This is a genomic window from Enterovirga aerilata (assembly GCF_013044135.1).
In the GTDB taxonomy this organism is placed as follows: Bacteria; Pseudomonadota; Alphaproteobacteria; order Rhizobiales; family Beijerinckiaceae; genus Enterovirga; species Enterovirga aerilata.
On sequence record NZ_JABEPP010000001.1, the window covers coordinates 662,763 to 685,396 of the forward strand.

Annotated in this window: 28 protein-coding genes; 10 read left to right on the plus strand and 18 right to left on the minus strand. The window is 66.4% G+C overall.

Features of this window, described 5'->3' with window-relative positions; all coding sequences use genetic code 11:
- Window positions 1–240: 240 nt before the first annotated feature.
- Window positions 241–555 (minus strand): hypothetical protein, encoded by a 315-nt coding sequence (locus tag HJG44_RS03245; protein WP_210260885.1) that lies wholly within the window; start codon window positions 553–555, stop codon window positions 241–243.
- 239 nt (window positions 556–794) lie between these two features.
- The gene (locus HJG44_RS03250; RefSeq protein WP_171216874.1) at window positions 795–1,802 is read right to left on the minus strand and encodes a hypothetical protein; all 1,008 of its coding nucleotides are present in this window, start codon (window positions 1,800–1,802) and stop codon (window positions 795–797) included.
- Between the two features lie 84 nt (window positions 1,803–1,886).
- On the opposite strand from HJG44_RS03250, the gene HJG44_RS03255 reads away from it, so the two are divergent.
- Genes HJG44_RS03255 through HJG44_RS03265 form a run of 3 tightly spaced genes read left to right on the plus strand, consistent with a single transcriptional unit; the run spans window position 1,887 to window position 2,894 of the window.
- Window positions 1,887–2,129 (plus strand): helix-turn-helix transcriptional regulator, encoded by a 243-nt coding sequence (locus HJG44_RS03255; protein ID WP_171216875.1) that lies wholly within the window; start codon window positions 1,887–1,889, stop codon window positions 2,127–2,129.
- Window positions 2,130–2,183: 54 nt separating this feature from the next.
- Window positions 2,184–2,579, plus strand: coding sequence for a hypothetical protein (locus HJG44_RS03260; protein ID WP_171216876.1), 396 nt, complete (start codon window positions 2,184–2,186; stop codon window positions 2,577–2,579).
- A gap of 30 nt (window positions 2,580–2,609) precedes the next feature.
- A complete protein-coding gene (locus HJG44_RS03265) occupies window positions 2,610–2,894 on the plus strand; it encodes a hypothetical protein (protein ID WP_171216877.1) in 285 nt (94 codons plus the stop codon).
- A gap of 105 nt (window positions 2,895–2,999) precedes the next feature.
- Here HJG44_RS03265 and HJG44_RS03270 read toward each other — a convergent pair whose 3' ends face one another.
- The gene (locus HJG44_RS03270; RefSeq protein ID WP_171216878.1) at window positions 3,000–3,209 is read right to left on the minus strand and encodes a hypothetical protein; all 210 of its coding nucleotides are present in this window, start codon (window positions 3,207–3,209) and stop codon (window positions 3,000–3,002) included.
- A 194-nt stretch (window positions 3,210–3,403) separates the two neighbouring features.
- Here HJG44_RS03270 and HJG44_RS03275 point away from each other — a divergent pair, with 194 nt between their 5' ends.
- Entirely contained in the window at window positions 3,404–4,159 is a 756-nt protein-coding gene (locus HJG44_RS03275) for a hypothetical protein (RefSeq protein ID WP_171216879.1), read from the plus strand.
- A 20-nt stretch (window positions 4,160–4,179) separates the two neighbouring features.
- A complete protein-coding gene (locus tag HJG44_RS03280; protein ID WP_171216880.1) occupies window positions 4,180–4,734 on the plus strand; it encodes a PIN domain-containing protein in 555 nt (184 codons plus the stop codon).
- Window positions 4,735–4,739: 5 nt separating this feature from the next.
- On the opposite strand, the gene HJG44_RS03285 is transcribed toward HJG44_RS03280, so the two are convergent.
- From HJG44_RS03285 to HJG44_RS03315, 7 genes are all read right to left on the minus strand, one after another.
- A complete protein-coding gene (locus HJG44_RS03285; protein ID WP_171216881.1) occupies window positions 4,740–5,357 on the minus strand; it encodes a hypothetical protein in 618 nt (205 codons plus the stop codon).
- 150 nt (window positions 5,358–5,507) lie between these two features.
- Entirely contained in the window at window positions 5,508–8,927 is a 3,420-nt protein-coding gene (locus HJG44_RS03290) for a phage tail length tape measure family protein (RefSeq protein ID WP_171216882.1), read from the minus strand.
- A gap of 9 nt (window positions 8,928–8,936) precedes the next feature.
- On the minus strand, window positions 8,937–9,230 hold the full coding sequence (locus HJG44_RS03295; protein WP_171216883.1) for a hypothetical protein: 294 nt from the start codon (window positions 9,228–9,230) through the stop codon (window positions 8,937–8,939).
- Between the two features lie 128 nt (window positions 9,231–9,358).
- Entirely contained in the window at window positions 9,359–10,600 is a 1,242-nt protein-coding gene (locus tag HJG44_RS03300; protein WP_171216884.1) for a phage major capsid protein, read from the minus strand.
- Window positions 10,597–11,301: an HK97 family phage prohead protease gene (locus HJG44_RS03305; protein ID WP_210260886.1), complete on the minus strand. Its 705-nt coding sequence runs from the start codon at window positions 11,299–11,301 to the stop codon at window positions 10,597–10,599. The genes HJG44_RS03300 and HJG44_RS03305 overlap by 4 nt, the downstream gene beginning before the upstream one ends.
- A 252-nt stretch (window positions 11,302–11,553) precedes the next feature.
- On the minus strand, window positions 11,554–11,820 hold the full coding sequence (locus HJG44_RS03310) for a hypothetical protein (RefSeq protein ID WP_171216886.1): 267 nt from the start codon (window positions 11,818–11,820) through the stop codon (window positions 11,554–11,556).
- Window positions 11,821–12,077: 257 nt separating this feature from the next.
- Window positions 12,078–12,419 carry a hypothetical protein gene (locus HJG44_RS03315; RefSeq protein ID WP_171216887.1) on the minus strand — a complete coding sequence of 114 codons (342 nt, stop codon included), beginning with the start codon at window positions 12,417–12,419 and terminating at the stop codon, window positions 12,078–12,080.
- A 28-nt stretch (window positions 12,420–12,447) separates the two neighbouring features.
- On the opposite strand from HJG44_RS03315, the gene HJG44_RS03320 reads away from it, so the two are divergent.
- Window positions 12,448–12,660 carry a hypothetical protein gene (locus HJG44_RS03320; RefSeq protein WP_210260887.1) on the plus strand — a complete coding sequence of 71 codons (213 nt, stop codon included), beginning with the start codon at window positions 12,448–12,450 and terminating at the stop codon, window positions 12,658–12,660.
- A gap of 138 nt (window positions 12,661–12,798) precedes the next feature.
- Window positions 12,799–13,185, plus strand: coding sequence for a hypothetical protein (locus tag HJG44_RS03325; protein WP_246736005.1), 387 nt, complete (start codon window positions 12,799–12,801; stop codon window positions 13,183–13,185).
- Here the strand turns inward: HJG44_RS03325 and HJG44_RS03330 are convergent.
- The gene (locus HJG44_RS03330) at window positions 13,134–13,382 is read right to left on the minus strand and encodes a hypothetical protein (protein ID WP_171216890.1); all 249 of its coding nucleotides are present in this window, start codon (window positions 13,380–13,382) and stop codon (window positions 13,134–13,136) included. The two genes, HJG44_RS03325 and HJG44_RS03330, sit on opposite strands and share 52 nt — an antisense overlap.
- Window positions 13,383–13,452: 70 nt before the next feature.
- On the opposite strand from HJG44_RS03330, the gene HJG44_RS24350 reads away from it, so the two are divergent.
- The gene (locus tag HJG44_RS24350) at window positions 13,453–13,797 is read left to right on the plus strand and encodes an HU family DNA-binding protein (RefSeq protein ID WP_171216891.1); all 345 of its coding nucleotides are present in this window, start codon (window positions 13,453–13,455) and stop codon (window positions 13,795–13,797) included.
- Here HJG44_RS24350 and HJG44_RS03340 read toward each other — a convergent pair.
- From HJG44_RS03340 to HJG44_RS03350, 3 genes are all read right to left on the minus strand, one after another.
- Window positions 13,764–15,125 (minus strand): hypothetical protein, encoded by a 1,362-nt coding sequence (locus HJG44_RS03340; protein WP_171216892.1) that lies wholly within the window; start codon window positions 15,123–15,125, stop codon window positions 13,764–13,766. The genes HJG44_RS24350 and HJG44_RS03340 overlap by 34 nt on opposite strands.
- A complete protein-coding gene (locus HJG44_RS03345; RefSeq protein ID WP_171216893.1) occupies window positions 15,122–15,574 on the minus strand; it encodes a hypothetical protein in 453 nt (150 codons plus the stop codon). The genes HJG44_RS03340 and HJG44_RS03345 overlap by 4 nt, the downstream gene beginning before the upstream one ends.
- Before the next feature lie 410 nt (window positions 15,575–15,984).
- Window positions 15,985–17,445, minus strand: a complete 1,461-nt coding sequence (locus HJG44_RS03350; RefSeq protein ID WP_171216894.1) for a class I adenylate-forming enzyme family protein — start codon at window positions 17,443–17,445, stop codon at window positions 15,985–15,987.
- Window positions 17,446–17,517: 72 nt separating this feature from the next.
- Here HJG44_RS03350 and HJG44_RS03355 point away from each other — a divergent pair, with 72 nt between their 5' ends.
- Together HJG44_RS03355 and HJG44_RS03360 are read left to right on the plus strand one after the other, a co-directional pair.
- Window positions 17,518–18,378: an amidohydrolase family protein gene (locus tag HJG44_RS03355; RefSeq protein WP_171216895.1), complete on the plus strand. Its 861-nt coding sequence runs from the start codon at window positions 17,518–17,520 to the stop codon at window positions 18,376–18,378.
- Between the two features lie 15 nt (window positions 18,379–18,393).
- A complete protein-coding gene (locus HJG44_RS03360) occupies window positions 18,394–19,173 on the plus strand; it encodes an NAD(P)H-dependent oxidoreductase (protein ID WP_171216896.1) in 780 nt (259 codons plus the stop codon).
- Here the strand turns inward: HJG44_RS03360 and HJG44_RS03365 are convergent.
- The 4 genes from HJG44_RS03365 to HJG44_RS03380 are packed head-to-tail and all read right to left on the minus strand — an operon-like array spanning window position 19,151 to window position 22,632.
- Window positions 19,151–20,158 carry an ABC transporter substrate-binding protein gene (locus HJG44_RS03365; protein ID WP_171216897.1) on the minus strand — a complete coding sequence of 336 codons (1,008 nt, stop codon included), beginning with the start codon at window positions 20,156–20,158 and terminating at the stop codon, window positions 19,151–19,153. The genes HJG44_RS03360 and HJG44_RS03365 overlap by 23 nt on opposite strands.
- Before the next feature lie 40 nt (window positions 20,159–20,198).
- On the minus strand, window positions 20,199–21,050 hold the full coding sequence (locus HJG44_RS03370; protein ID WP_171216898.1) for an amidohydrolase family protein: 852 nt from the start codon (window positions 21,048–21,050) through the stop codon (window positions 20,199–20,201).
- Window positions 21,051–21,052: 2 nt separating this feature from the next.
- Window positions 21,053–21,829 (minus strand): ABC transporter permease, encoded by a 777-nt coding sequence (locus tag HJG44_RS03375; RefSeq protein ID WP_171216899.1) that lies wholly within the window; start codon window positions 21,827–21,829, stop codon window positions 21,053–21,055.
- Window positions 21,826–22,632 carry an ABC transporter ATP-binding protein gene (locus tag HJG44_RS03380; RefSeq protein ID WP_171216900.1) on the minus strand — a complete coding sequence of 269 codons (807 nt, stop codon included), beginning with the start codon at window positions 22,630–22,632 and terminating at the stop codon, window positions 21,826–21,828. The genes HJG44_RS03375 and HJG44_RS03380 overlap by 4 nt, the downstream gene beginning before the upstream one ends.
- Between the last annotated feature and the right edge of the window lie 2 nt (window positions 22,633–22,634).

Here is a 22,634-nt window from a genome sequence, read left to right on the forward strand (position 1 = left end):
ACGACCTTCGATTTTCGGGGGTAGAAACAACGACGCCCGGCAGCCATTTCTGGCTCCGGGCGCGGCTCGATGTGCTGGGCGCGAGAATTAGCCCGTAAGTTCGCAGACCGCAAAGTCCAAAGTTGCCGCTGGAGTGTCCTTCAACGGCATTCGGTGGGAGGGTAAGCGACTGCAAGAACGTGCGTTTTTGGCTGCGGTAGTGCCATTTCGCCGCACGGCGGAGATCAGGGGCATTGGCGCTCATTTCTGATGTGCCTGGACCTTGGATCGCGCACGCCTCACCATTCCCCTGAGACGGTCCATGGTCCCGTCGCGACTGAACCCTTTCTCCTGAAGAGCGCTCACCATGGTGCCGGGCACCAAGCCGCACGTCTTAGCGTCGGGGCCGGCGGCTAGTAGGTCGACGAGCGCCGTCAGACAGGCGCGGGCCATCTCATCCCGGTCTGGGATGTTCGCTGCTTCGAGCTTGTCGCGGTAGTTCTGCGAGTATCGCTGCTGCTTGCGAAGGCGAGCGCGGTAGCGCTTGGCGTCTTCAGCGTCGTGGAAGTCGGTCATCAGCACGGGCCTCCTCGCTCCCGTGCTGATCCATCTCGGACGAGATCATGAAAGTGACCAGCGGATCCTGTTCCGCTGGATCGTGTGGCGGAGCTATCCGAAACCCGGTGAGATCGGCGGGTTTCCCCCTTCATACATCCTATAGGCCCTGCCCGGCGGGGCTAACCGGGTGAGCAAATCCGGGCCTGGGCATCCGACTAAATGATGAAGGCCCGGCGCTTTGGCCGAGCCCTATCCGATCAATCGGTATCCTGCTTCGGTGTCAGGAGCTCGGCCGGCGGCCGGCCGAAACCGCTGCGGAGTGGGGTGTCGCCATGCCAGTAGCTCCACTTTCGCATCGGACCTGCGCCGGGTCGGATCACGCGTTCGGCCTGTTCCCGGAGCCGTGGCGGCAACACCGGAATCAGGTTCTTCAGCGTCTCGCCCTCATGATAGATCCTGAGATCGCGCAACGCGTCGCTCTGCTTACTGAACGCCACATCGCCAACGGACATCCACGCGATCAACTCGATCGCCCGGAAAGCCAGTCGAGATGGAGACGGCGGGGTCTTCCCGATCATGGTCGACCAGCGAGAGAGACGGAGGTGATGCTCGCTCTCAATGCGACGAGCTGAGGCGGTTCCAGACCGTCGCATCTCGACAGCCTGCGCCTCCTCACGCTCCTTCAGCCTCGCCATCGCCTTATCGAAGGCATGTTGGCGCTCGTCCTCCCGAAGGAATGGATGGTTGAGATAGCGCTCGCGGAACTCGGACTCTCCGGGCCGGATGATGATGTGAACCATGCCGGTCGGAAGCTCGAACTGCTGCAGCGCGGGGATCCAGGAGTTCCTTCCCGAAAGCCTACCATCCGAGTGGACCGTCGACGGCCCCGGCTGCGCCCACCAGGGCATCGCGGCGATACACTCCGCAAGGATACGCTGCGCCCGCTTTAGCTCGAGCACCTGATCGAGCCATTCCGCGAACAGCTCGTCGACGCGGCGCGCGCTCTCATCACTGAGCGTGACGAGATCTGCCGCGCTGATCGGTGTCGCTTCTCCCGTAAAGGCCTCGTGTCGAGACATGCCGTCCTCCAAATTGCTGCCCCGATTGGGGCGAGGAGGAACGTCGGTGGCAATCTCGGCCGGATCGGTGCTCCGGCGAACATCACAAGACGCCGTTCGGGGCTGCTTTGAGCGGTTCGGGCGGGCCGGCGATTCGTTGGATGCAGGCAAGCCGAGGGCGGCTGCCGGAACGGTGTCGTTCGGCATTGATCAAGTTGCTCCGTCAACGGATCGTTGATAGTTTCTATATCAAATCGCCGACGTTCGGCTGTCAATAGAAATTCTATCGAAATGACGATCAGCGTCCGCCAGGTGAAAGCCGCTCGCGCCCTTCTCGGCTGGTCGCAAGCCGACCTCGCAAAAGCGTCGGCAGTTTCCTATCCGACGATCGCGCGTCTTGAATCAGACGACGGCGCTGGCCCGATCGGCGGGCGACAGGACACGGTCGACAAGATCACGAAGGCGTTGCAGGACGCCGGCGTGGAATTCACGAACGGTGGACAACCAGGGGTCAGGCTCAGGGGGGTCGGCTAGCGCGCATTTCGTTGACAGGGCAGGATCGCCGAACAATGGGCTGGGGAGCTCCACTTGCGTCATCTGCTTTGGATCATTGCGGCACTCGGCCTAGCGGGTTGCGCGACTCAGATCTCCGTTCCAGTCTCAGGCCAGTTCGGGAACGGCGTACCCGCTGCGGGGCAGGCAACGGCGCGCACGAGCGGCGAAGGCGATTTCTGGGTGCAGGCGCCGGGCGGAAAGCGCTGCTCGGGGACCTACAACTCGCTCGACACGAACCCCACGATCGTTGTCCCGGTCACATGCTCCAACGGCGCGCGAGGTGAGATCGTCGTCACTCGCCAGCTGAACGGGCTGTCGGGGACGGCCATCGGGAAGCTTTCCGACGGAACGACCGGCCAGTTCGTGTTCGGTGACCTGAAGTTCGAACAGGCGTTCGGGGCCGGCGGAAAGGCGAAGTCCGGCGGCTGACCCGAGCTACACACCTATGCGAGGGACAGGATGAGGAAGCTCGACTCCTTCACCGGCGAAGGCACGATCTCGTCGCGGCGGTTCGAGCCTTTCCCGTGCACCTATACGGTCGAGGTCTGGCACGACAGCGCTCGGAACCGCCGCGAAGCAAGCGGCACGGTCCGTGGCTCCGTGAACGACCTGTTCAGCGCGTTCGACTCGGACGATGCCCGCCTCACTATGAGCAATGGTTGGGTGCTCGAGATCGTACTCGGGAAGACGTCGGGCGATGGTACGGCGGAGATCTTCGTCAACAGCCGGATTCCGGGGTACTAGGAACGCAGTCTCGCCGCCCCTACATCACTGCTTCGTGAACCGGGACGGCGACCGCGGACGGACGGCGCCGGGCCGGGGATCGCGCCGCATCGCGGGAAGAAGCGGCTATGACGCCTCCCGCGCCTCACTCTCCGCCGTGATCCGTTCCAGCTCAATGAGATCGTAGTGCCGCCCCTCGGGGTCCACGACGTCGATATCGGTCAGGCCTCGGTCAAGCATGTCCCGCACATGATTGAGTGCCTCGCGGGCGTCTTGCGCGATTACGGCGAACCCACCGCTCGCGGTGCTTTCGCCTGGCCTGATGGTGAATCGCATCGCCACTCCACCCTCCATCGCTGCTGCCGGTAGCTCAGGGATGGCATCCTGCTTAGATCAGTCAAGGGCGCGGCAGCCGAGAGCGCCGTTACATCCGCGGTCGCTCTCGGCTCAGCCCGCCGCGTTGCGGAGCGATCAACCATGTTCAAAGGCCGAATGGCGGCTAGCGATCCGCTGAGGCATACTCCCAGGAAATGAGCCGCGAGATCACATTTCGCATCGACAGCTGGACGCCAGAGACGATCCCGATGGAGCGGCTCGGCGAGTACCTGGTCGAGCTTGGCCGCCTGTACGGCGAGAGCGCCAGCGTCCATTTCAAGAGACTGAAGAAGGGCAGCACGGTGATCGTCTCGGCTGTGGCTGAGCCTGCCGTTCCGAAGGTCGAAAGGCGCCTTGCTCAGGCACGGCAGATCCAAGCGCCGGCGGATGTCGTTCGAATCTATCGGCGAATCGACCAGATGCTTGCCGAGGATAATGCCGTTGGCGTGGTACGCTTCGGGCGAGGGAACGTCGTGCCGTTTCCAGGCCGCGAGCGAGAGATGCCGGTCGACTATGGCGTGGTCCGAGAGGAGGGCTTCATCGAAGGCGAGTTGGTCCGGCTCGGCGGGATCGACAAGTCGGTGCACCTGCAGCTGCAGGACGGCGACACGCTCTATACGAATGTTGTCACCAATCGCGAGACAGCACGTGAACTCGGGAAGCTGATTTTTGGCCCGATCATCCGGCTCTGGGGCACGGGCGCGTGGAGGAGATCGGCTGAGGGTGGCTGGGCGCTGGACAGCTTTAAGGTTGGTCGATTCGAGGTTTTGAGCGAGCAGGACCTAACGGAGGTGATTGCGGACCTGCAGGCAGTGCCCGGGAACTCGTGGCACCTCGAGCAGGACCCTATTGACGCCTTGCTAAGGATGCGAGCTGGCGAGCCGCCGGCCGCTCGGAAGCGTTCGCAGTGATAGGCGCCTTCGACGCGTCCATGCTGATCCTGCTGCTCAATGAGAGGGCAGCAGCGCCGACGGACCATCAGACGGGCGAACCGGTGAGCCTGGTGCAGGAAAGAATTAAGTTCATGGTCCAGCAGACCGTGAAGGCGCGAGGCCGCCTCATTGTGCCGACACCTGCACTTGGAGAGGTGCTGGTGAAGGTCGAGCCCGAGAGCGCAGCGGAGTATCTTTCCATTATGGAGCGCGCCCGCGGGTTCAAGATCTCACCGTTCGGGATCAAGGCCGCGATCGAGTTCGCCGAGATGCAGCGTCAGCTGTTAGGCAGCCGGCGGCGGATCAAGCGTGGCGACCTTGAGACGCGTGCCAGGGCCAAGTTCGACCAGCAAATCGTCGCGATCGCGAAAGCCGAAGGGGCATCGGTGATCTATTCGGACGACAGCGGGCTCAAGACCTACGCGAAGCACTTCGGCCTGGAGACACTCGGCATCCGCGATCTGCCGACACCACCGCCCAGCGATCTTCAACAGGAGCTGCCACTTGAGCCCCCCGAGCCGGAGATCCCGGCTGAAGTTGAGACGGCTCGCTAACGTGTTCACCCCGCGATCCTCTCGCCGACTCGGTCCGGCCAGCGCTCGAGGATGCGGCTCTCGATGCGGTCGCGGTACACGGTCGTGAGCTGGGCGAACCCGCCGACCTTTGCGGGCTCTGCCACGTGCTGTCGCCGGAGGATGGCCAAGCCGGCCTCGATCGCGTTCATGGCCCCAAGCCGGTCGACAGAGACCGCCGGCGTGATGACGCACTCCTGGAGCTCCGCTAGCTGCCCAGCCGGGCAGACGCCGGGGATCTCGTGCGTGCTGAACATGAGCGTGACGAACCGCTGGCCCTGCTCTGACCAGCCGGCGACCGTGTGGTCCGACCGGTGCACCTTTCCGGCGAACCGCTCCGCGAGCGCTTCCAGACGATCACCGACGGTGGGAACGAGCGTCGGGAGGGCCGCCACTATCTCCTCGACGCTGCTCAGCGTGTTGAGTTCGAAGAAGACGCTCGCTGTAAGCTCAACCTGCCCCCGGCCGACATAGACCGCCCTGGCCTGCGGGATTGGAAAGGCTTTCCCCATCCGGCCGACCGCGGCGCCTTCGGGGGTCGCCATCAGCCCGTCCGTGAATACGTGAACGGCATCGGTCGTCCGAATGACGTTGACCGCGGTCACAGGGCAGCTCCTTCAGATTCAGGCCGGTCGGGATCGCTGGGGTTAGGAGTCCGCTGACCGTGAGCCCGGGGATGATCGTGGTCGCGCCAAGGCTTCCGAGGCCAGCCGCACCGAGACCGGCGCCAACGAGTGGTCCGACAAGAAAGGGCATCAGCCGAACCTCCTGTCCCACACGCGACCCATGTTCCCGAAATTCCTCTGGATGTGCCGGACCGTCTCCTCGTTACCCTGGCGGATCGCAGCGAGGATCTGCTCGGGGGTGTAGCCCTGGGCGGGCTGCACGTTGATCGGTGCCTGGTTGATGGTGATCGGCGCCCCGCCGCCTCCGCCGGTGTTCACCGGCATGGGGACATTCATCGAGACCGGGATCGAGCGTCCGTCCGGGAGGGGGACGACGGCTTCGTTCATCTGGCCTTCGCCGATGATGTTGACGAAGGGCTGCCCGGCTTGCGCGATCCCGCCCTTCGCCATGTAGCGGAGAGGCATCGGGCCATCCGGCGTCAGGACGTTCCCGTTCGCGCTCCAAGACGCACCGGCGGCGTCGATGAACGGCGCACTGCCTCCGCCGCCTCCGAAGAGGCTTCCGAACAGGTTGCCAAGCCCGAACCCGCCTCCGCCCCCGCTGCCGATCGCGACTTGGCTCAGCTTCGATCCGAAAGCGTCGAGACCGGAGCCGAACGAGCCGAGGCCGCTGGTCGCCTCGGTGGCACTCGAGGAGAGCGTGGAGAGGCTTTGCGTCGCCTGTTCGGTCGAGCGGGTGATGCCTTCCCAGTTCCCGATCCCGGAATTGCGGGCCCCGTACCAAGGCCCCCAGCCGCCGCTCCTCGCCTGGTCGAGTGCGAAATCGGTCTGCTGGCGCCACGTCGAGGGATCGCGCACGTTGATCCCGCGGGACAGTGCCGTGTTGCCGAGCCCGCCTCCGGTGAAGAGCTGCCAGGGTCCGAACGAGCGGCCCTGGTCGCCAATGGTCCCGGTCGGATTCGATTGCGTCAGGCCTTCCGAGCGCGCGACCCGGAGCGCGATGTCGGGATCGATGCCCCGCATAGCCGCGGCTTGGCGGATATAGCCCGCGACCTCCGAATAGCTGGCCGAAGCTCCGCCGCCGAACTTGGAGGAGTCCAGGATCTGGGAAGCGCCCGGGATCAGGTTCTGCCCGGAGCCCCCAATGCCCGGCAGACCGCCGGTCCCGATGCCTCCGTTCACCACCACCGACGCGGCGTTGACCGTCATGGACGCCGTCGTGGACTGCGCCAGCGGGTTCGGCAGCTTGATCCCGCTCGCGTCGCCGAAGATGCGCGAGATCCAATCGCCGGTCGCGCCGCCGCCTGGCTTCCCGAACTGGCCTAGCAGCCCCTCGGTGAGCGGGCGGGAGATCAGCCGATCGAACATCTGATCGGTCTGCCGGCCAAGCGAGTTCACGATCCCTTCGAGCGGGCTCTTGCCCTGCCGAACGTCAGAGAACGCCCCCGTGAGCAGCCCGCTCGTGCTGGAGCGCAGCTCGTCCATGCCGCCGACGACATTCTGTTGAACGCGGCGAAGCTCTTCCTGAGCCGCTGCTGCCTTGCCCGCGGCGGCCGCGAGCTGATCGAGCCGCGCCGAGTAGTCGGACAGATCGGTGATGCCTCGCCGCGTGAGGTCGTTCACAAGCTCCTGACGAGCGGCCATGGCAGCCGCGGCCTCGGTGCTCAGCGTGAAGCCGTCGCGCTGAACCCGGAGGGCGGAGACCTGCTCGTTGATCCGGGTCGCGGCGTCCCGGAGCGGCACGTCGATCTGCTCGCGCCGGAACGTCGCCTGCTCCAGACCCTTCGCGACGTTGAGGCCTCCGATGATGCGCTGATCGCCGCCCGCCGCCTTCGCGAGGTCCCGGTACTTCTGCTCGATCTGGGCAAGGCCGCGCTCGTAGGGGAGAAGCCCGGCAGCGTCGAAGGCGTCCTGTGCCGCCTTCCGGAGCTCATAGGCCGCGGTCCCGCCTGCCTTGAGCTTCTCCTCGATCTGCGCCAGTCCGGCCCGGGCGCGCTCGATATCCGGAAGGTTGGTGGCGTCCTTCAGTGCCCGGCCGAATGCCGCCGCATCTCCGGCAAGCTCGTCCAACTCCCGACCGCCCGGGAACATGCGATCGAGCACGCCGAGCGCCCGGGTCGACGCATCCCGATTCAGCTGATCGATCTCCCGCTGCATCGCCAGCGCGGATTGCCGCCGGCGCTGCTCCTGAACGTCGGAGAGATCCTGCGTTGTCTGCTCGACCTGCCGCGGCGTCATCGTCCGATAGGAGGGCACCTGCGCCCGGATCTGCGGGTCATCCAGCCCCATGGCCCGGAGCGCCTCGACGAGGTCCGGCTCCGTGGACGTGTCATTGCTCCGGAGCCGCTGCTGCAGCTGCGCCGCGCGCTCCTGGAGCGTGGGCTGCGCCAGCGCGCGACCGATTGCGTCCGCGGCGTTCGAGGCGCTGTTCTTCACCGCGTCCCAGGCCTGCGCCCAGGCGGAGGTCTGCTCCGTCACCTTGAGCAGCGACGGCACGAGCGCGGCGTAGAGCGTGCGCTGCGCCCCGAGCGTGTCGCCCATGGCCTGTTGCCGGCGGATGGCGTCGAGCGTGGTCCCGCTCAGGAACCCCAGCCGAGCGTTGAGCTGCTCGGCCCCCTTGGTCGGGTCCGCGAAGGCCCGGGCGAGATCGGTGTTCGCCTGCTCGAGATCCTGGCCCGTGGTGACCGCGTAGTCTCGCGCGACCCGAACGAGGTCACCGAACATCGCGCCCCCGACTTTCCCTGTCCGGGCGTACTCCGCCTGCATCGAACGGGCGGCGGAGATCGAGACGCTGCCGGCCGCAGCCGTCGCGAGCGCGGTCTGGTTGATGCTGTCCCGGGTGGCGCCGGTCGCCCGCCCTATTCCGGCGACAGAGCGCTCCACATCTCGTTGCTGCGTCTCGTAGCGATCCCAGGCTGCGGCGGAAGCGATCGCCGCGGCCCCGACTGCGGCCACGGATCCCACCAGCGCAGTGGTCGGGTTGATCAGCCCGAGCGCGCTCTGCCCGGCCTGCTTGAGCCCTGCGGCGATTCCGCCCTGGCCCGCGAGAGCCTCGTAGATTTGCGGCCCCTGCTGGCTGAGCACCGTGAACGGGTTCTGACCGCCTTGAAGCGACGCGACGACATCGAACAGCTGCGATCGGAGGTTTCCGACTTGGTGTGCCGCGAGCCCCGAGCTCCGGGCGAAATTCTCGTTCGCCTGAGCGGCTACCCCGTATTTCTGCGCCGCCAGGCCGAGCAGCCGGTCCCGCTCCCGCATGTCGACAAGGCCTTGACCGGCCGCGCGGGCAAGGCGGGTCTCCACCTCAGCGTACCGCGCCTGCGAGCGGTGAACCTCGTCCACAGTCCGCCTGAGCCGCTCCAGGTCGTTGACGGCGCTCGTCTGCCGACGCGCGGACGTTTCGCTAACCTGCCCCATCGTGCCGGCGCTGCGCGCGACGGCCTCTTGCGCCTGATCGAGGCGGTTAAGGTCGCTCGCAAGCTTGTCGACCCCCTGCGAGCTGCCTCGAATGACGAGCTCGCGGATGACGGTCTGCTGCTGGGCGGACAAGATGCGCTCCTAGTTCGGCAGGCCGGAGAGGGTGGCGTCGAGCAGCGGCTGGGCGCCGCCGAGTCGCTCTTTCAACGTCCAGAGGGCGCCCAACCGGAACGCATCCAGGTCCGCGTCGCTGGCGCCGCGGGCCCGAAGCCCAGGTTCGGCCCGGATCACCTCGACCAGCGCATCCTCAAGGATCTGTGCGACCTGCAGCGGCGTCGGCGATGCCGGCAGAGCGGCAACGGCCGCGATCATACCCTGCGCGACCTGCTCGGCACGGGCCTGCCCCTGCGCGATCATCTCGGCGAGCGATGGCATTTAGAGCTCCGTCGTGGAGAAGGGTTGCCGGCCGCGCCCGAACCCCATCGGGCCGCCGGCTTCTCGGCTGTTTCAGGCCACCTGCCGAGTGGGCCAGGCGCGGGATGGAGGCGCCCGCGCCGGTCTCGTCAGCTCGCGGAAACCAGCAGGAGCTTGATCGCCTCAGAGTTGGCTAGCCCGCCCCCGACGCGCTTGTACGCGTAGAACATCACGTAGGGCTTCGCGCTGAACGGGTCCCGCAGCCACTTGATGCCCGCCCGGTCCACGATGATGTAGCCGAGCTTGAAGTTGCCGAAGGCGATCGGCACTGCTCCCGCGACAACGTCGGGCATGTCCTCGCTGAAGGTGACAGGGTAGTTCAGCAGCATCGGCGGCGCCCCGGCGATCATGCTGTCGCGCCAGATATACGCTCCGCTCGAGTCCTTCAGCTTGTCGATCCTCGCGGCCGTGTTCGTGTTCATGAGCCAGCCGGCCCCTTGCCTATAGGGAGCACGCAGCGACCAGGTGAGATCCTTGAGGCCGTCGGCCGTGATCTCCGTCGCATGTCCGCTGGGGACCGTCTGAAGCGAGGACCAGGGACGCGAGCCGTCCTTTTGCGCGCTGGTCCCGTAACTCAGGAAGCCGCGGGGCTTCTTGACGCCGTCGCCCGTCACGAAGGACGCGCCCTCCGTTCGCCCGAACCGGTCGCTGATCTTGCCCTCGAGCCAGCCGCCAATGTCGAAGCCGGAATCGTCGAGCAGCCGCTGAGTGACCTTCGGGTTCGCATAGATCTCCTCCAGCGGGATCCGGAGAATGCCGACCTGCGGGGTGCTGGTCTCGGGACGGGACTCGGTCTCGCCGACCCACGTGGCGCCGACATCGTCCAGGTCCAGCGGCTCCTCGAAAGCGTCCCCCTGCGTGATGGTCTCTACGCGTGCCAGCTGACGCATGGGCGTGGTGTCGAAGAGCCTCTTCGTCATCCGGCTGGAAAGGACCGGGTGCACGAGGAAGCCGCCATCCGGATCCGAGCCAACGCTCATCGCCTTCAGCTCGGCGTCGTCGCCGCGGCGGGCGAAGGTTGCGAGGGCCTTGTGCTCGGCCGAGGCGTCGCCGGCCTTCATGTCAACGGACCCCGGGCGGTTCAGGCGCTTCTCGAAGCCGTCGAGACGGTCGCCGTGGGCCTGCAGCTGCGTGTCGAACTCGCCCAGCCGGGCGCCGGTCCGTTCGAGCAGCCCTTTCACCTCACCGTGATGCGCGGAGAACTGGCGCGAGAGCTCGGCCAGATCCGCCCCGCTCTCACGCGGAGCGTCGAGTACGGGCCGGGGCCCGACGGATGCGGAGAAGATGCGTGCGGCCGAAGCGCCGCCGAGAACCATGTCACGAGTGTTCATGCGGTGAACCCTTTCAGGGAGCTCAGAGAGCGAAGATCGGCGAGAGCCGCGCCGACGGCGTCAGCCGCCGCAGTGAGGGCGGGATCCGGGGTGTTAGGTTCGGAACGGGAAAGGCCGGACCATCCGGCCGCGGTGAGCCGCTTCGCCTCCGCCCGGGAAAAGCCGGCCCGGTGCAGGAAGCGCTCAAGGTCCGCCGGTGAGGCGATCGACTTCACATTGTCGACGAGCGCCTGGTCGTTCATCCCGAAGAGCACGACGGAGACCTCGAAGAGGTCGAGGCGCTTGATGGTGCGGTAAGGTTCGGAGGGCTTGGTGCCGAGGGTGAATTCCTTCACCCGGTAGCCGATCGACAGACCGTCGAGCTCCCCGGCCTTCATTGCTTCATGTACGGCGCGGCCACGGTCGGTATCGAGCCCGAGAAGCCGGCCCTCGACGTAGAGGCCCTTTGTGTCCTCGCTCATGCCCGTCCATTGGCCGAGCGGAATCGCGTCCATGGCCGATCCGCCGAACAGGCCGGGCCCATGCTGTAGGAGCATCTTCGGCAGCTTGCCGCGAGCCTTCCACTCGCGAAGGGTCTGCGCGAACGCGCCCTTGGCGATGACGTCGCCGCCGAAGTCCTCGTGGTTGAACACGGAACCGTAGCCGCTGAACGTGCCCTCGGCCGCGCCGGAGGCGAACTTGACCTCCAGGCCGAGCGACATCCGGCCCATCGGCTCGGTCGCGGAACGCTTCGTTTCGTCAGGAAATGACAAGGGCCACCTGCATGCGCGAAAGCGATCGGGCGAAGTGCCCGTTCAAGCCCTGCGAGAGCCGCCATCACGGCGGACTGCTAGGTGACCTTCTGAACCGTCCAGCCCGCATCACGCGGGTGGCAGTCCGTTCGGATCACCTATGAATGTAGACGGATCGATAGCCGTCGTAAATTAATGTGATCTGCGGCGGGCCGTCGCGGCCTAGTGCTTCAACACGGACGCGATCGCACCGGGATCTGCAGCGTCGTCCTCGACGAGCTTCGCCAACTCGCGCAGCATCTCTGCCACTCCCTCGCGGGATACGCCTTCGGTGAAGAGGATATCCGCGGCCTGGAACATCAGCGCGGCGCCGAGTTCAATTGGGGGCTGACCCATCTTCCGCCACTTCCCGACGATCATCGCCGCGTAGTCAGTCGCGAGGTCGCCTGGGGCTTCGTCATCCTGCTCAAAGCCTACGTCTTGGCTCATCGTAATGCTCCTCTGAAAATGCGATTTTTGTCCAATTACTTCCCGCCCTTCTGGGGCGAGATTTCCGTTGCGCAGCAAGGCTTTGGCGCGCGTCCACTTTCCAGTCGCTCGCTTGCGAAAACTGGTTTTCTGCGCAATAATTCCAGTTCTCAGGCACCTGAAATTTCGCCTCGCGCCGGAAAATAAATGCGCGTGGGACCCCGTGCGGTGGGGCGTCCTACCAGCGCGGGAACTTCTGCTCCCCCTACCCCCCTCGGTCACTGCCGCCTCCCGGGCGCGTCGTGGCTCCCGTCGACGAGGAAGGCTCGCTCGGCATCGAGACCAGCGCTGAAGCCGACGCGAGCTTGGGCAAGCCAGATGTCCCGCTCGTCCTCGCTGAGACCGAGAACCTGACGGCGATGATCAGCGGCCGTGCGCATTGCGCGCTCCGCACGCTCGTTGATGGCGGCGAGCTGCGCCTGGGCGTCCTTCGCAACGATCGGGATTCGCTGGATGGCGGTGACGGTGAAGCTGGCGATGTCTCGGCCGAAGCGGTCGGGATCAGCCGTTGGATCAGGGGTAGGGGCTTGCACTGGCGCGCGCCGGCGTGGATCAGGCATAGTGATCCTCCGAGGTAAGGCGAGAAGAATGAACGAGCGACGTGGTGTGCCGTCTCTGGTGAACTTCGAGGGGACGACCGTCGGAGAGTTGATCGACTTCCTTCGCGAGTATCCGCCCGACATGGGAGTCGTGTTCCAGGACGACGCGATCCTGGTCACGAAAGCAAAGGCCGGCTACATCATCCTTCGACTTGATGACCGAGCTGACTACGCCGACGCACCACCGCCCTACCAGGGATAGTCGGGATCGAGAGCCAATCGAACTATGTCGTTGAGGCGCCACACAGACCATGGGAAGTGGTCCGAGGCGAAGGTTCCGCACCGAGGCTGGAGTTGCATTTACGACGACGATCTTGGGGAGCCATCGCAGCTTTGCGAGATGTGCGAATCGGCAGAGGTGCGCTTCGTTCATTACATGCAGCACCCGGAGTACCCCGACGTCTTGGGCGTCGGCTGCGTCTGTGCCGAGCGCATGGAAGAGGACTACACGCGCCCGAGGGAGCGCGAGCGACGCCTCAAGAATGTCGCCAGGCGGCGGGCGGCTTGGCGTGGACGTGAGTGGCACCGTTCCGCCAAGGGCAATCCGTATGTGAATGTGAACGGCTTCAACCTGACCCTCTATGAGGCCGCGCGGGGCTGGCGTGTGTCGGTGGCGAACCGTGCGACCGGAGCCTCTCAGAAGGGCAAGAAGCTGTTCCCTGATCTGGCCGCCGCTCAGGCGGCGGCATTCGAGGCACTGATCTGGGCCGAACAGAACCTCCCGTGATCGACGATTGTTGCCGCGATCTCGACCGCGACCTCTTCCGGCACGCCCACGTCGAGCGCCCGGCTCAGCACGGCCAGTGCCGTCGGTCGGATCCCCGCGTCGCGAAGATCGGCCAGGATCGCGGCCGCATGCTCTGCCACGTTCAGCCGCGGCACGTAGGCCGGTGGTGGTCGGATCGGTTCGGCGATCGTCGGCATGGCTGGTCCTCGACAACTCACATCCATCATATATCGTTATGGATGTTGCCGTTATCGAGAGGCTTCCGTTATGAACCTGCCGGACTTGATCGAAGCCATGGCGAAGGCGAGCGGCCGGCCTGAGGCAGAATGCCGACGGCACGCCAATGCGTTCATCCAGGCCGTCAGGCTCGGGTTGCGCACCGATGGAGAGGTCGCGATCCGCTCGTTCGGCGCCTTTGTGGTCGACACATCCCCGGCGCGGCCGTGCAGGAATTTCCAGACCGGCGAGCCGATGCTGTCCGAGCCGAAGCGCAAGATCAGGTTCAAGCCCGCGCCTGACGTCGAAACGGGCCCGCCGCATCCGTTCGGAGCGCATCGGAAGAGGAGAGCGGGCGCGGATCATGCCGCCTCGCTCTCGGGCTCGAGCACCTGATTACGAGATCGCTCGGCACCGCCTTCGATGAGCGAGAACAGCCGCAAGGTCGGGAACACCGGGCCTGGATCGGGCGGGCGCTTCCCGCCGCGGCGGTGATGAGGCGGGCGCATTGCGCGCTCGCGATCCCACTCGGCCGGCGGGGGCAGGTCAGCGTCGTCGGCGAGCAGCCATCGCTTCAGGTTGGCGATGATCTCAGGAGAGAGGTCGAATGCGTTCGGCAGGCCAAGCGCGCGCCGCTCAGCGGCATGCATCGCGTTGGCGAGCTGCGGCCTCGAGATCCCGATCGCGGTTGCGACATCCTCTTGCCGGAAGGCTCGTCTGCGCTTGGCAGCGATGACGGCAACCCGGACAGCCTCGGGCATCTCGCCGGAATGCCAGCGATCCAGGACGGCCCGGAGCTCGTCACGAGCCTGCGGGGGAGCGAGGAACGACAGTTGCCTGGCGTCGCCTTCCTGAGCCGGGATGGCACTGCTTCGGCCGCAGTACCTAGAAGCTATGCTTCTTACTGTAGCCGTTGTGGTGCCAACCTGCCCAGAAACCTCGTTCCCGGTCGTGGACGTTGTGGTGCCAAGGTCACCGGGAGCGGCTCTTTCGATTGTGGACGTTGTGGTGCCACGGGCCACAGCCTGGTTCCGAAACCAAGTCCGTCGAGACACCCCCGCAGCCTTCCATGGCTCGGCTTTCGCGACCGTGTCGGCGTACGATCGGGCGCCTTCCGCTCTCCGCTTCTCGGCTTTGCGTATCCGCGCGTCTTCCCGCCTCGCAGCCTCACGCTCCTTCTTCGACCAGTCGATCGCACCGATCGTTCGGATCTCAAGGGCTGTCCTCTCGGCTCTCGTTAGACGAAGGCGATTCGCCAGAGCGTCGGCTTTGAGCGTCCGGCCCGGGTCCCTGGCGATCTCCCGCAGATCGTCGAGCGCGATCTCACCGAGAGCTTTCCGGCACCACTGGGATGCCCAACCGATCAGCCGCGCGAGCGGATCGCCCATGACAACCCGGTTCGGGCCTTCGTGCGGCGCCGGCTGAGCCAAGATGTGAGGTGCTAGAGCTCGGATGTAGATCTCGCCTTCGCCATCCGTGTCCACACCGCCGTCGCCGTGGCGATACCGGATGAGGCGTTCGCCCTCGGCGACTCTGAGGGTGTCGATCCCGGGGCGCCTCGAGATGCGTGCTGGGGTGTGCTCGTAGCCCAGCCGCAGCTTCGCAGAGAGCTTCCCGGTCTTGTCCCGGAGGGGCTTCGCCCCGCGCGGGACGACGCGCGCGACAGGCGCGTTCTGATCCTCGATCACCGCTGCGGGGAGGTGCGTCGGGCGGGGCGGTTTCATCGGCCCGCCTCCGACTCGGAGCGGCAGAACAGCGCCTCACGGGTCCGCAGCCACTCGCGCTCGCTTTCCTCGGCGATCTTGAGAACCTGGAGTTCGTACCCTGAGAGGTGCCGATTGATGGCGCCCTGAACGAGGTGACGAAGCTGGTCGGGCGGGAGGGCGTCTAGCTCACACGCGAAGGCGTGTGGCCATTTCAGGTCGGCCACCGTCTTCCGCTTCGGGACCCGAGTGGGCAACCTATGCAATCGGATCTGATCAAGCGTGACGCCCACCGTCTCGAAAACGACGGTGATCCCCTTCTCGGCGGCGAAGCGTGTCAGCTTCTCCTGCAGGCTCCGACCAGCATCCCTGCCCGCCCTGTCGAAATCGCCCAGGTAGTACACGTAGTAGGGCCGCTGATCGTCGCCGCGCGCCGTCCTACCGGCCGCGGGGCTTTGCTTTTGTGCCATGTTCGCGTCTCCTGAATCGAGACGCGACGGGGAACGTGAGGTCAGAAAATCAGTGACTTACCTAAGCTTCCCAAGTTGAATGTCGTCGGTTCGATCCCGATCGCCCGCTCCACTTCTCATTCGAAAATCCAACAACTTAAGGGCTTCCGCCGGAAGATCGGCGATCCGCGCGCGCGCGGACCCGATACGGCGCGGCAACGCATCTCGTAAGGGCGAACCGCACGGCCTGTCATGACGTGGCCAGCCGAGCCCGGACCGGCAAACCGCGCAGCCTTCCCTTCCTCCGGTAGGCCCGCCGTCGAGCTGAGCCAGGCCAGCAGCTTGGCGGCGCGCCGACTGCGCCCGACCGGGGGCGTCCGTCCGATCCGGTTTCGGATGGTCCGCATGCCCGCCGGGCGGAGAGCCTCCCGCTACTCGGCAGCGAGCAGGCGGGGGAGGGCGGCCCGCAAAACCTTCCCGCTCGTGTTGCGCGGCAGCGCCGTCACGAGCGCGAACAGCTTCGGCACCTTGTAGCTGGCGAGCCGGGAGCGGGCGTGATCCCGCAATTCGGTTTCCGCGACCTCCAAGCCCGGCCGGAGCACGATCGCCGCGGCGAGCTCCTCCCCGAGATCCGGGTGCTCGACGGCGAAGACGGCGACTTCGAGCACGGCCGGGTGGTCCGCGAGCGCCGCCTCGATCTCGGCCGGGTAGATGTTCACGCCGCCCCGGATGATCACGTCCTTGGCCCGGCCGGTCAGCTGCACATGGCCGGAGGGCGTGATGCGCCCGAGATCGCCGGGCATGAACCAGCCGTCCGGATGGGCCGGCACCACCGCACCTTCGGCGTCCACGAGACGCGTCGAGACGCCCGGGCCGCGGTAGCGGAGCCGCCCGATCGCCCCGGCCGGCAGCGGGCTTCCCTCCGCATCGACGACCTCGATCTCGACCCGGAAGGCGGGCCGGCCGACGGTCGCGGCATGTTCGAGCTGCTCGGCGGGCTGGAGAACCGCGATCCCGCCGCCCTCGCTCGTCGCATAATAGTCCGTCAGCCCCGGCGACAGGCGCTCCAGCGCGCGGCGGCGCAATTCGGGCGGCATGGCGGCACCGCTGACAACGAGGCGGCGTAGGCTCGGCATGGCCGGACCTTCCCCGGCCCATGCCTCGATCGTGCGGCCGACCTGCGTCGGCACGAGGAAGGTGACGGTCGCTTCCGCCTCGCGTGCGGTCGCGATCAGCTCCTCTGGCGAGACGGGCGGCGGCTTCAGGATCACGGTCGCGCCGGCGACGAGGAAGCTCATCGCGAAGGACCGTCCACCGCCGAAATAGAGCGGCGTCGCGAGGAGGTAACGGTCGCTCCCGTTGAACGTCATGCCGACCCACTGGCCGACGAAGCGCTCGTAGAGCTCGCGATGCGACACGAGCGCTCCCGTCGGACGGCCCGTCGTCCCGGAGGACAGCGACAGGACGACCGGCAGGTTTTCGTCGATGTGAACCGGAGGCGCCCGGCCGGCCGCCTCGCGCCAGGACGGGTCGATGCGGATGCCGCCGAAAGGTTCGGGCGTCGCCTCGTCGTCCTCGACGAGCGTCACGCGGCAGGCGAAGGCGCGCGCGACCGCGGCCTTTTCGGTCGCGGTCCAGCGTTGGTCGAGCGGCACGATCGTCCCGCCGAGCCAGGCGACGGCGTAGTGCATCAGGAGATGGTCGGCGCTGTCCCGCAGCGAAAGACCGATCCGGTCCCCAGCCGACACGCCCCGCTCCGCCAAGCCTGCCGCGAAGCCGAGCATCCGCGTGACAGCCGCCTCGTAAGTCAGGCTGCCCGCATCATCCCTGATCGCGACATGATCTGGCCTGCTTCTCGCATGATGAGAGAAGATGTAAGATAGGTTAAGCATCGATATTTTCGTTCTTGCTTCAGGATGAATGCGCGTCTATTCGCATCATATTCTGTCTCGGAGCGGGTTGAGATGACGGTTCGTGCGATCGATGCGGTGGTGAATATCTGGACGACGGAGGCGTTGTCGCGTCGACCCGGCTGGGCCGGCGGGTTCTTCGTCGGCAAGATGAAGGCGCAGTCCGGGCTGATGGGTGGCCTCTCGCTTGAGGAGATGATCGACCGGATGGACGCGGCCGGAATCGACCGCGCCTTCCTGATCGCGCCGAAATCCGGCCGCCTCGGGCTGCCCGGCTCCTACCACCTTCCCTACGAGATCGTGGCGAAGGCGGTGGAGCGTCATCCGGACCGGTTCTGGGGGCTCGCCGGCATCGACCCGACCGAAGGCATGAAGGGCGTGCGGGCCTTCGAGAGCGCCGTCCGGAACGACGGCTTCATCGGGGCGCATTGCTATCCGCATTGGTTCGAGCTCGCGCCCGACCACGCGAAGTACTACCCGTTTTATGCGAAGTGCTGCGAACTGGGCGTGCCGTACCAGCTGCAGGTCGGGCAATCGATGGTCTACGCGCCCGAGCAGCCGACCCGGAGCGTCGGCCGGCCCATCACCTTGGACGCGGTCGCCTGCGACTTCCCGGAGCTCAAGCTCATCGGGATCCATGTCGGGATCCCCTGGCACGACGAGATGATCGCCATGGCCTGGAAGCACCCGAACGTGTTCATCGGCTGCGACGCGCACAGCCCGCGCTACTGGCCGCAGAGCTTCGTGCATTTCATCAAAACCTGGGGGCAGGACAAGGTGATCTTCGGCACCGACTTTCCCGTCCTCGACTTCGCCCGCACGATGAAGGAGATCGACGCGCTCGACCTGGGCGAGGTGCCGCGCCGCAAGCTCCTCGTGGAGAACACGGCGCGGATCTACGGCCTGACCCTCTGACGCGAAGGCCGTCCCGTGAACGTCTTCCTGGTCTTCGCCCATCCCGAGCCCAAATCCTTCAACGCCGCATTGCGGGACCGGGCCGTCGACGTGCTTCGTGAATGCGGCCACGCGGTCGTCGTGTCGGACCTCTACGAAATGAAGTTCAAGGCCGTTATCGACCACGACGACTTCCCCGATCCGCTGAATCCGGCGATGCTGCAGATACCGCTGGAGCAGGAGGCGGCCCATGCGCGCGGGACGACAGCGGCCGACATCGCTGCCGAGCAGCGAAAGCTGATCGCGGCGGATCTCGTCATCTTCCAGTTCCCCTTGTGGCTCTATGGTCTGCCCGCGATCCTGAAAGGCTGGTGCGAGCGGGTGTTCTCGAGCGGGTTCGCGCACGAGACGACACCGAGCGGAGAGCGGCGCTGGTTCGAGAACGGCGGCCTGAAGGGCCGCAGGGCGATGCTGTCGCTCACCTGCGCGGGCGCCGAAACCGCTTTCCAGCCGGACGGGCGGCACGGCGACATGGACCGCATCCTGTGGCCGATCCACAACGCGCTGCGTTACGCGGGCTTCGACGTCCTGCCGCCGGTGGTCAGCTATGCGGTCCTCCGCGGCGGAGAGCTCGGCCGCGCCAACGCCCTCGACCGCCTGGAAGGCAGGCTTCGCGGGATCGAGACGGACACGCCCATCCCGTTCCACAGCCTGGACGAATACGACGACGCCCATCGGCTGAAAGCCGGGATCGCGCCGCGCACGCCGGGGCAGCATCGCGGCCCGGGCTACCTCAGCCGAACGCCTTCTTCCTGATCGCGTCCGTGAAGTAGCCGTCGTCCTTCGGTTCCGGGATGATGCCTGCCGCGACCATCAGGTCCCGGGCGGACACGAATGTGGCGGGCGCGACCGCGAGCTTGGCGCGGTGCACCGCCGCGAAGTTCGTCCTGGCGAAATCGAGCGATGCCACGCCCCGGTCGGGCGATTTCGTCTCGGGAATGTCGTAGAGCTTCGACATGGACGCGATCAGCGCGGGCGTGTCGGCGGTCGCGCCGATTGCCGCGAGCGTTGCATCCACGCCGCGCAGGAACCGGACCAGCGTCTCGGGCCGCTCCTCGACGGTCCGCTTGGTCGTGACGTAGAGGTCTCCGGGAGACGGCGCGACCTCGTCGATGCACCAGGCGTGGATCGGCTGCCCGGCCGAGCGGAGGCGATGCACGGTGAGGTGGGTCGCGATATAGCCTGAAAGCCGGCCGGCCTTGACCAGCTCGAAGGCGCTCGGCGCGTTGCCGGCCGCCTCGCGGGAAACGGAGCTCTTCGGGATCGAGGCCTTCGCCAGCATCATGTCGAGCAGGTTCTCGGTCGCGCCGCCGACGGAGATGACGCCGACCGTCTTGCCCGCCAGGTCGGCCGAGCCCTGTATCGGCTTGTCGCGGTGGCTGATGACCCAGAACAGGTCCTTGGGATAGACGCCCGCGATGGCGATCAGCTGCGGGTCGCGAACATAGGCCTTGAGGAGGTCCGTCCCGCCCGTGCGCGAGATCAGGACGTTCCCGGCCGTCAGCTGCTGGATCCCGAAGGCCGACCCCTTTCCGCCCTCGTTGACCAGATCGAGCCCCTGCTTGGCGAAGAAGCCACCGGAGGTGCCGTACATCGTCTCGGCATAATCGATCAGGAATCCGAAGGGCGTCAGGTAGGTCACGCGCTCGGGTGCCTGGGACAGGGCGGGTCGAGCAGAAGCGGCCCCGAAAAGGGCGCCCAAGCCGGCCGAGACGGCGCGGCGCGTCACCTGGGTGGTCATTGTGGAACTCCTGCCTGCTCGTGATCTCTGGGGCGAGGTCTCAGCTTGTCGCCGGCGGCCGCAGTCCGAGGATGCGGATCGCGTTCTCGCCGAGCAGCTTCGGCTTCGTCTCCTCCGGGATGTCGAGCGCGCGCACCTGCCTGACCGACTCGGCGATGGTCTGGACCGGCCAGTCGGTGCCCCACATGACCTTGTCGGCGCCGTCGTTGTTGCCCCAGTCGCGCTGGGCGATGAAGTCGACGAAATGCTTCGTCCAGGACGAGGGCGGCCAGGCGTCGGCGAGGATGTAGATGTTCTCGTGGACCCGCACGGCGCTCGTCATGTCGGCCTCGTGCGGGAAGCCGATATGGAGCCCGATGATCTTGAGCTCGGGAAAATCGAAGGCCACCTCCTCCAGCATGGAGGGATGCGCGCAGTAGCGTCCGCCGGAGCGCGGCGACTGCCGCCCGACCTGGAGCGTGATCGGCACCCCGAGCTCGCAGCATTTGGCGTAGATCGGCCAGTAGGTGCGGTGGTTCACCTCCACGCCGAACCAGTGCGGATAGACGTGCACGCCGATGAAGCCGAGCTTCGTCACCGCCCGCTCGATGTAGCGGAGCGTCTCCATGCCGCCGAGCGGGTTGATCCCGCACCAGCCGAAGAAGCGGTCGGGATGCGCTTGGAGCACCGGGTAGACCTCGTCGACATGGGTGGCGAGGAGCTCGCCTCCCACCCCGTTCTGCGCGACATTCGCGACGATCCCGGCCATCGCGACGCCGTTCCTGTCCATCTCGGCGATGTAGCTCTCCGCGACGAAGGGCTTTCGCGCCTCCTCCGAAATCTTCAGCACCTCGTAGAGCTTGAGCTGGGTATGCGGCTTGAAGTTCACCGTGACGTCGATGATGCGGCCCATGGTCAGGTCTCTCGCGTGATCAGGACGGATTCGTGCCAGGGCGTGACGAAGCGGCGCAGCATGACGACGAGCGCGTAGAGCAGGAACCCGATCACGGTCAGGATGATGATGACCGCGAACATGCCGGGGACGTCGAAGGCGTTGAGGGCCGCGACGGCCATGTAGCCGAGCCCGTTCGAGCCGCCGAGGTACTCGCCCACGATCGCGCCGATGATCGCCAGCACGATCCCGACCTCCATGCCCGTCAGGATGAAGGGGAGCGATGCCGGCAGTTCGACCTCCCGGAGCGACTGCCAGCGCGAGGCGTTCAGGCTCGTCATGACGTCCCGGTGCCCGCGCTCGACCGACTTGATGCCGATGATCGTGTTGGTCATCACCGGAAAGAAGGCGAGCACGGCCGCCATCACGACCTTCGAGGTCGGGCCGAAGCCGAACCAGACCACGAAAAGCGGCACGAGCGCGATCTTCGGCATCACCTGCAGGCCGACGATCAGCGGGTTCAGGGTGCGCTCGAGCCAGGGCGTCTTGCCGAGCAGCGCCCCGAGGCCGATGCCGACCACGACCGCGATGAGGAAGCCGGCGATCGTCTCGTAGAGGGTGTACCAGATGTGGTTCCAGGTGCGCGGGCTCTGCAGCAGGTCCACGATCGAAGCGCCCACGCTCGCCGGCGAGGGCAGGATCAAGGGCGAGACCTCGAAGGCGCGCACATAGCCCCACCACAGGAGGACCAGCGCGGCGAGGATCAGGGGCGTCGCGACGAGATGGACGTGGCGTTTCATGACATTGCGTCGAGGCGCTTGCGGAGATCGCGCACGATCGCCTGGAATTCGGGCCGGGTCGCCGAATCGCCGTCGCGCGGCCGCGGGAAGGGCACGTCGATGATCGTGTCCATCCTGCCGGGCCGCGGCGACAGCAGGACGATGCGGTCCGCCAGGAACACCGCTTCCGAGATGGAGTGGGTGACGAGCACGACCGTGCAGCCTTGCATCATCCAGATGCGCTGCAGCTCGACGTTCATGCGGTCGCGGGTCATCGCGTCGAGCGCGCCGAACGGCTCGTCCATCAGCAGGATGTGCGGATCGAGGCTCAGCGCCCGGGCGATCGCGGCGCGCTGGCGCATGCCGCCGGAGAGTTCGCGCGGCCAGCGCCGCTCGAACCCCTTGATGCCGACGAGTTCCGTGAGCGCGCGGGCGCGCTCCAGCCGCTTCGCCTTCGGCACCCCCCGCAGCTTGAGCGGCAGCGCGATGTTCTCCTCGATGCGCATCCAGGGGAAGAGGTTTGCCTCCTGGAACGCGACGCCGAGCTCCTGGACCGCACTGTCGTCACGCGCTCCTCCCTTCCAGAGCGGCCGCCCGGCGATCTCGACGGTGCCGCTGGTCGGCCGGATAAGCCCGGCCATGATGCGCAGCATCGTGGTCTTGCCGCAGCCGGACGGCCCGATGAGGACGACGAACTCGCCGCGGCGGATGGAGAGGTCGATCCCGGTGAGCGCCAGGACCTCGCCGCCGGCTTCCGTCCGATAGCGCTGCTCGAGCCCGCTCAGCCGGATCTCGGGACTGGACGCCGATGCCTCGCTGACCATGG

Bases quoted from the DNA above. Each gene is read 5' to 3' on its own strand.
- HJG44_RS03245 (WP_210260885.1), bottom strand. From the start codon at position 555: ATGACCGACTTCCACGACGCTGAAGACGCCAAGCGCTACCGCGCTCGC.
- HJG44_RS03250 (WP_171216874.1), bottom strand. From the start codon at position 1,802: ATGCCGAACGACACCGTTCCGGCAGCCGCCCTCGGCTTGCCTGCATCC.
- HJG44_RS03255 (WP_171216875.1), top strand. From the start codon at position 1,887: ATGACGATCAGCGTCCGCCAGGTGAAAGCCGCTCGCGCCCTTCTCGGC.
- HJG44_RS03265 (WP_171216877.1), top strand. From the start codon at position 2,610: ATGAGGAAGCTCGACTCCTTCACCGGCGAAGGCACGATCTCGTCGCGG.
- HJG44_RS03270 (WP_171216878.1), bottom strand. From the start codon at position 3,209: ATGCGATTCACCATCAGGCCAGGCGAAAGCACCGCGAGCGGTGGGTTC.
- HJG44_RS03275 (WP_171216879.1), top strand. From the start codon at position 3,404: ATGAGCCGCGAGATCACATTTCGCATCGACAGCTGGACGCCAGAGACG.
- HJG44_RS03280 (WP_171216880.1), top strand. From the start codon at position 4,180: ATGCTGATCCTGCTGCTCAATGAGAGGGCAGCAGCGCCGACGGACCAT.
- HJG44_RS03295 (WP_171216883.1), bottom strand. From the start codon at position 9,230: ATGCCATCGCTCGCCGAGATGATCGCGCAGGGGCAGGCCCGTGCCGAG.
- HJG44_RS03300 (WP_171216884.1), bottom strand. From the start codon at position 10,600: ATGAACACTCGTGACATGGTTCTCGGCGGCGCTTCGGCCGCACGCATC.
- HJG44_RS03305 (WP_210260886.1), bottom strand. From the start codon at position 11,301: ATGTCGCTCGGCCTGGAGGTCAAGTTCGCCTCCGGCGCGGCCGAGGGC.
- HJG44_RS03310 (WP_171216886.1), bottom strand. From the start codon at position 11,820: ATGAGCCAAGACGTAGGCTTTGAGCAGGATGACGAAGCCCCAGGCGAC.
- HJG44_RS03315 (WP_171216887.1), bottom strand. From the start codon at position 12,419: ATGCCTGATCCACGCCGGCGCGCGCCAGTGCAAGCCCCTACCCCTGAT.
- HJG44_RS03320 (WP_210260887.1), top strand. From the start codon at position 12,448: ATGAACGAGCGACGTGGTGTGCCGTCTCTGGTGAACTTCGAGGGGACG.
- HJG44_RS03325 (WP_246736005.1), top strand. From the start codon at position 12,799: ATGTGCGAATCGGCAGAGGTGCGCTTCGTTCATTACATGCAGCACCCG.
- HJG44_RS03330 (WP_171216890.1), bottom strand. From the start codon at position 13,382: ATGCCGACGATCGCCGAACCGATCCGACCACCACCGGCCTACGTGCCG.
- HJG44_RS24350 (WP_171216891.1), top strand. From the start codon at position 13,453: ATGAACCTGCCGGACTTGATCGAAGCCATGGCGAAGGCGAGCGGCCGG.
- HJG44_RS03340 (WP_171216892.1), bottom strand. From the start codon at position 15,125: ATGAAACCGCCCCGCCCGACGCACCTCCCCGCAGCGGTGATCGAGGAT.
- HJG44_RS03345 (WP_171216893.1), bottom strand. From the start codon at position 15,574: ATGGCACAAAAGCAAAGCCCCGCGGCCGGTAGGACGGCGCGCGGCGAC.
- HJG44_RS03350 (WP_171216894.1), bottom strand. From the start codon at position 17,445: ATGCTTAACCTATCTTACATCTTCTCTCATCATGCGAGAAGCAGGCCA.
- HJG44_RS03355 (WP_171216895.1), top strand. From the start codon at position 17,518: ATGACGGTTCGTGCGATCGATGCGGTGGTGAATATCTGGACGACGGAG.
- HJG44_RS03365 (WP_171216897.1), bottom strand. From the start codon at position 20,158: ATGACCACCCAGGTGACGCGCCGCGCCGTCTCGGCCGGCTTGGGCGCC.
- HJG44_RS03370 (WP_171216898.1), bottom strand. From the start codon at position 21,050: ATGGGCCGCATCATCGACGTCACGGTGAACTTCAAGCCGCATACCCAG.
- HJG44_RS03375 (WP_171216899.1), bottom strand. From the start codon at position 21,829: ATGAAACGCCACGTCCATCTCGTCGCGACGCCCCTGATCCTCGCCGCG.
- HJG44_RS03380 (WP_171216900.1), bottom strand. From the start codon at position 22,632: ATGGTCAGCGAGGCATCGGCGTCCAGTCCCGAGATCCGGCTGAGCGGG.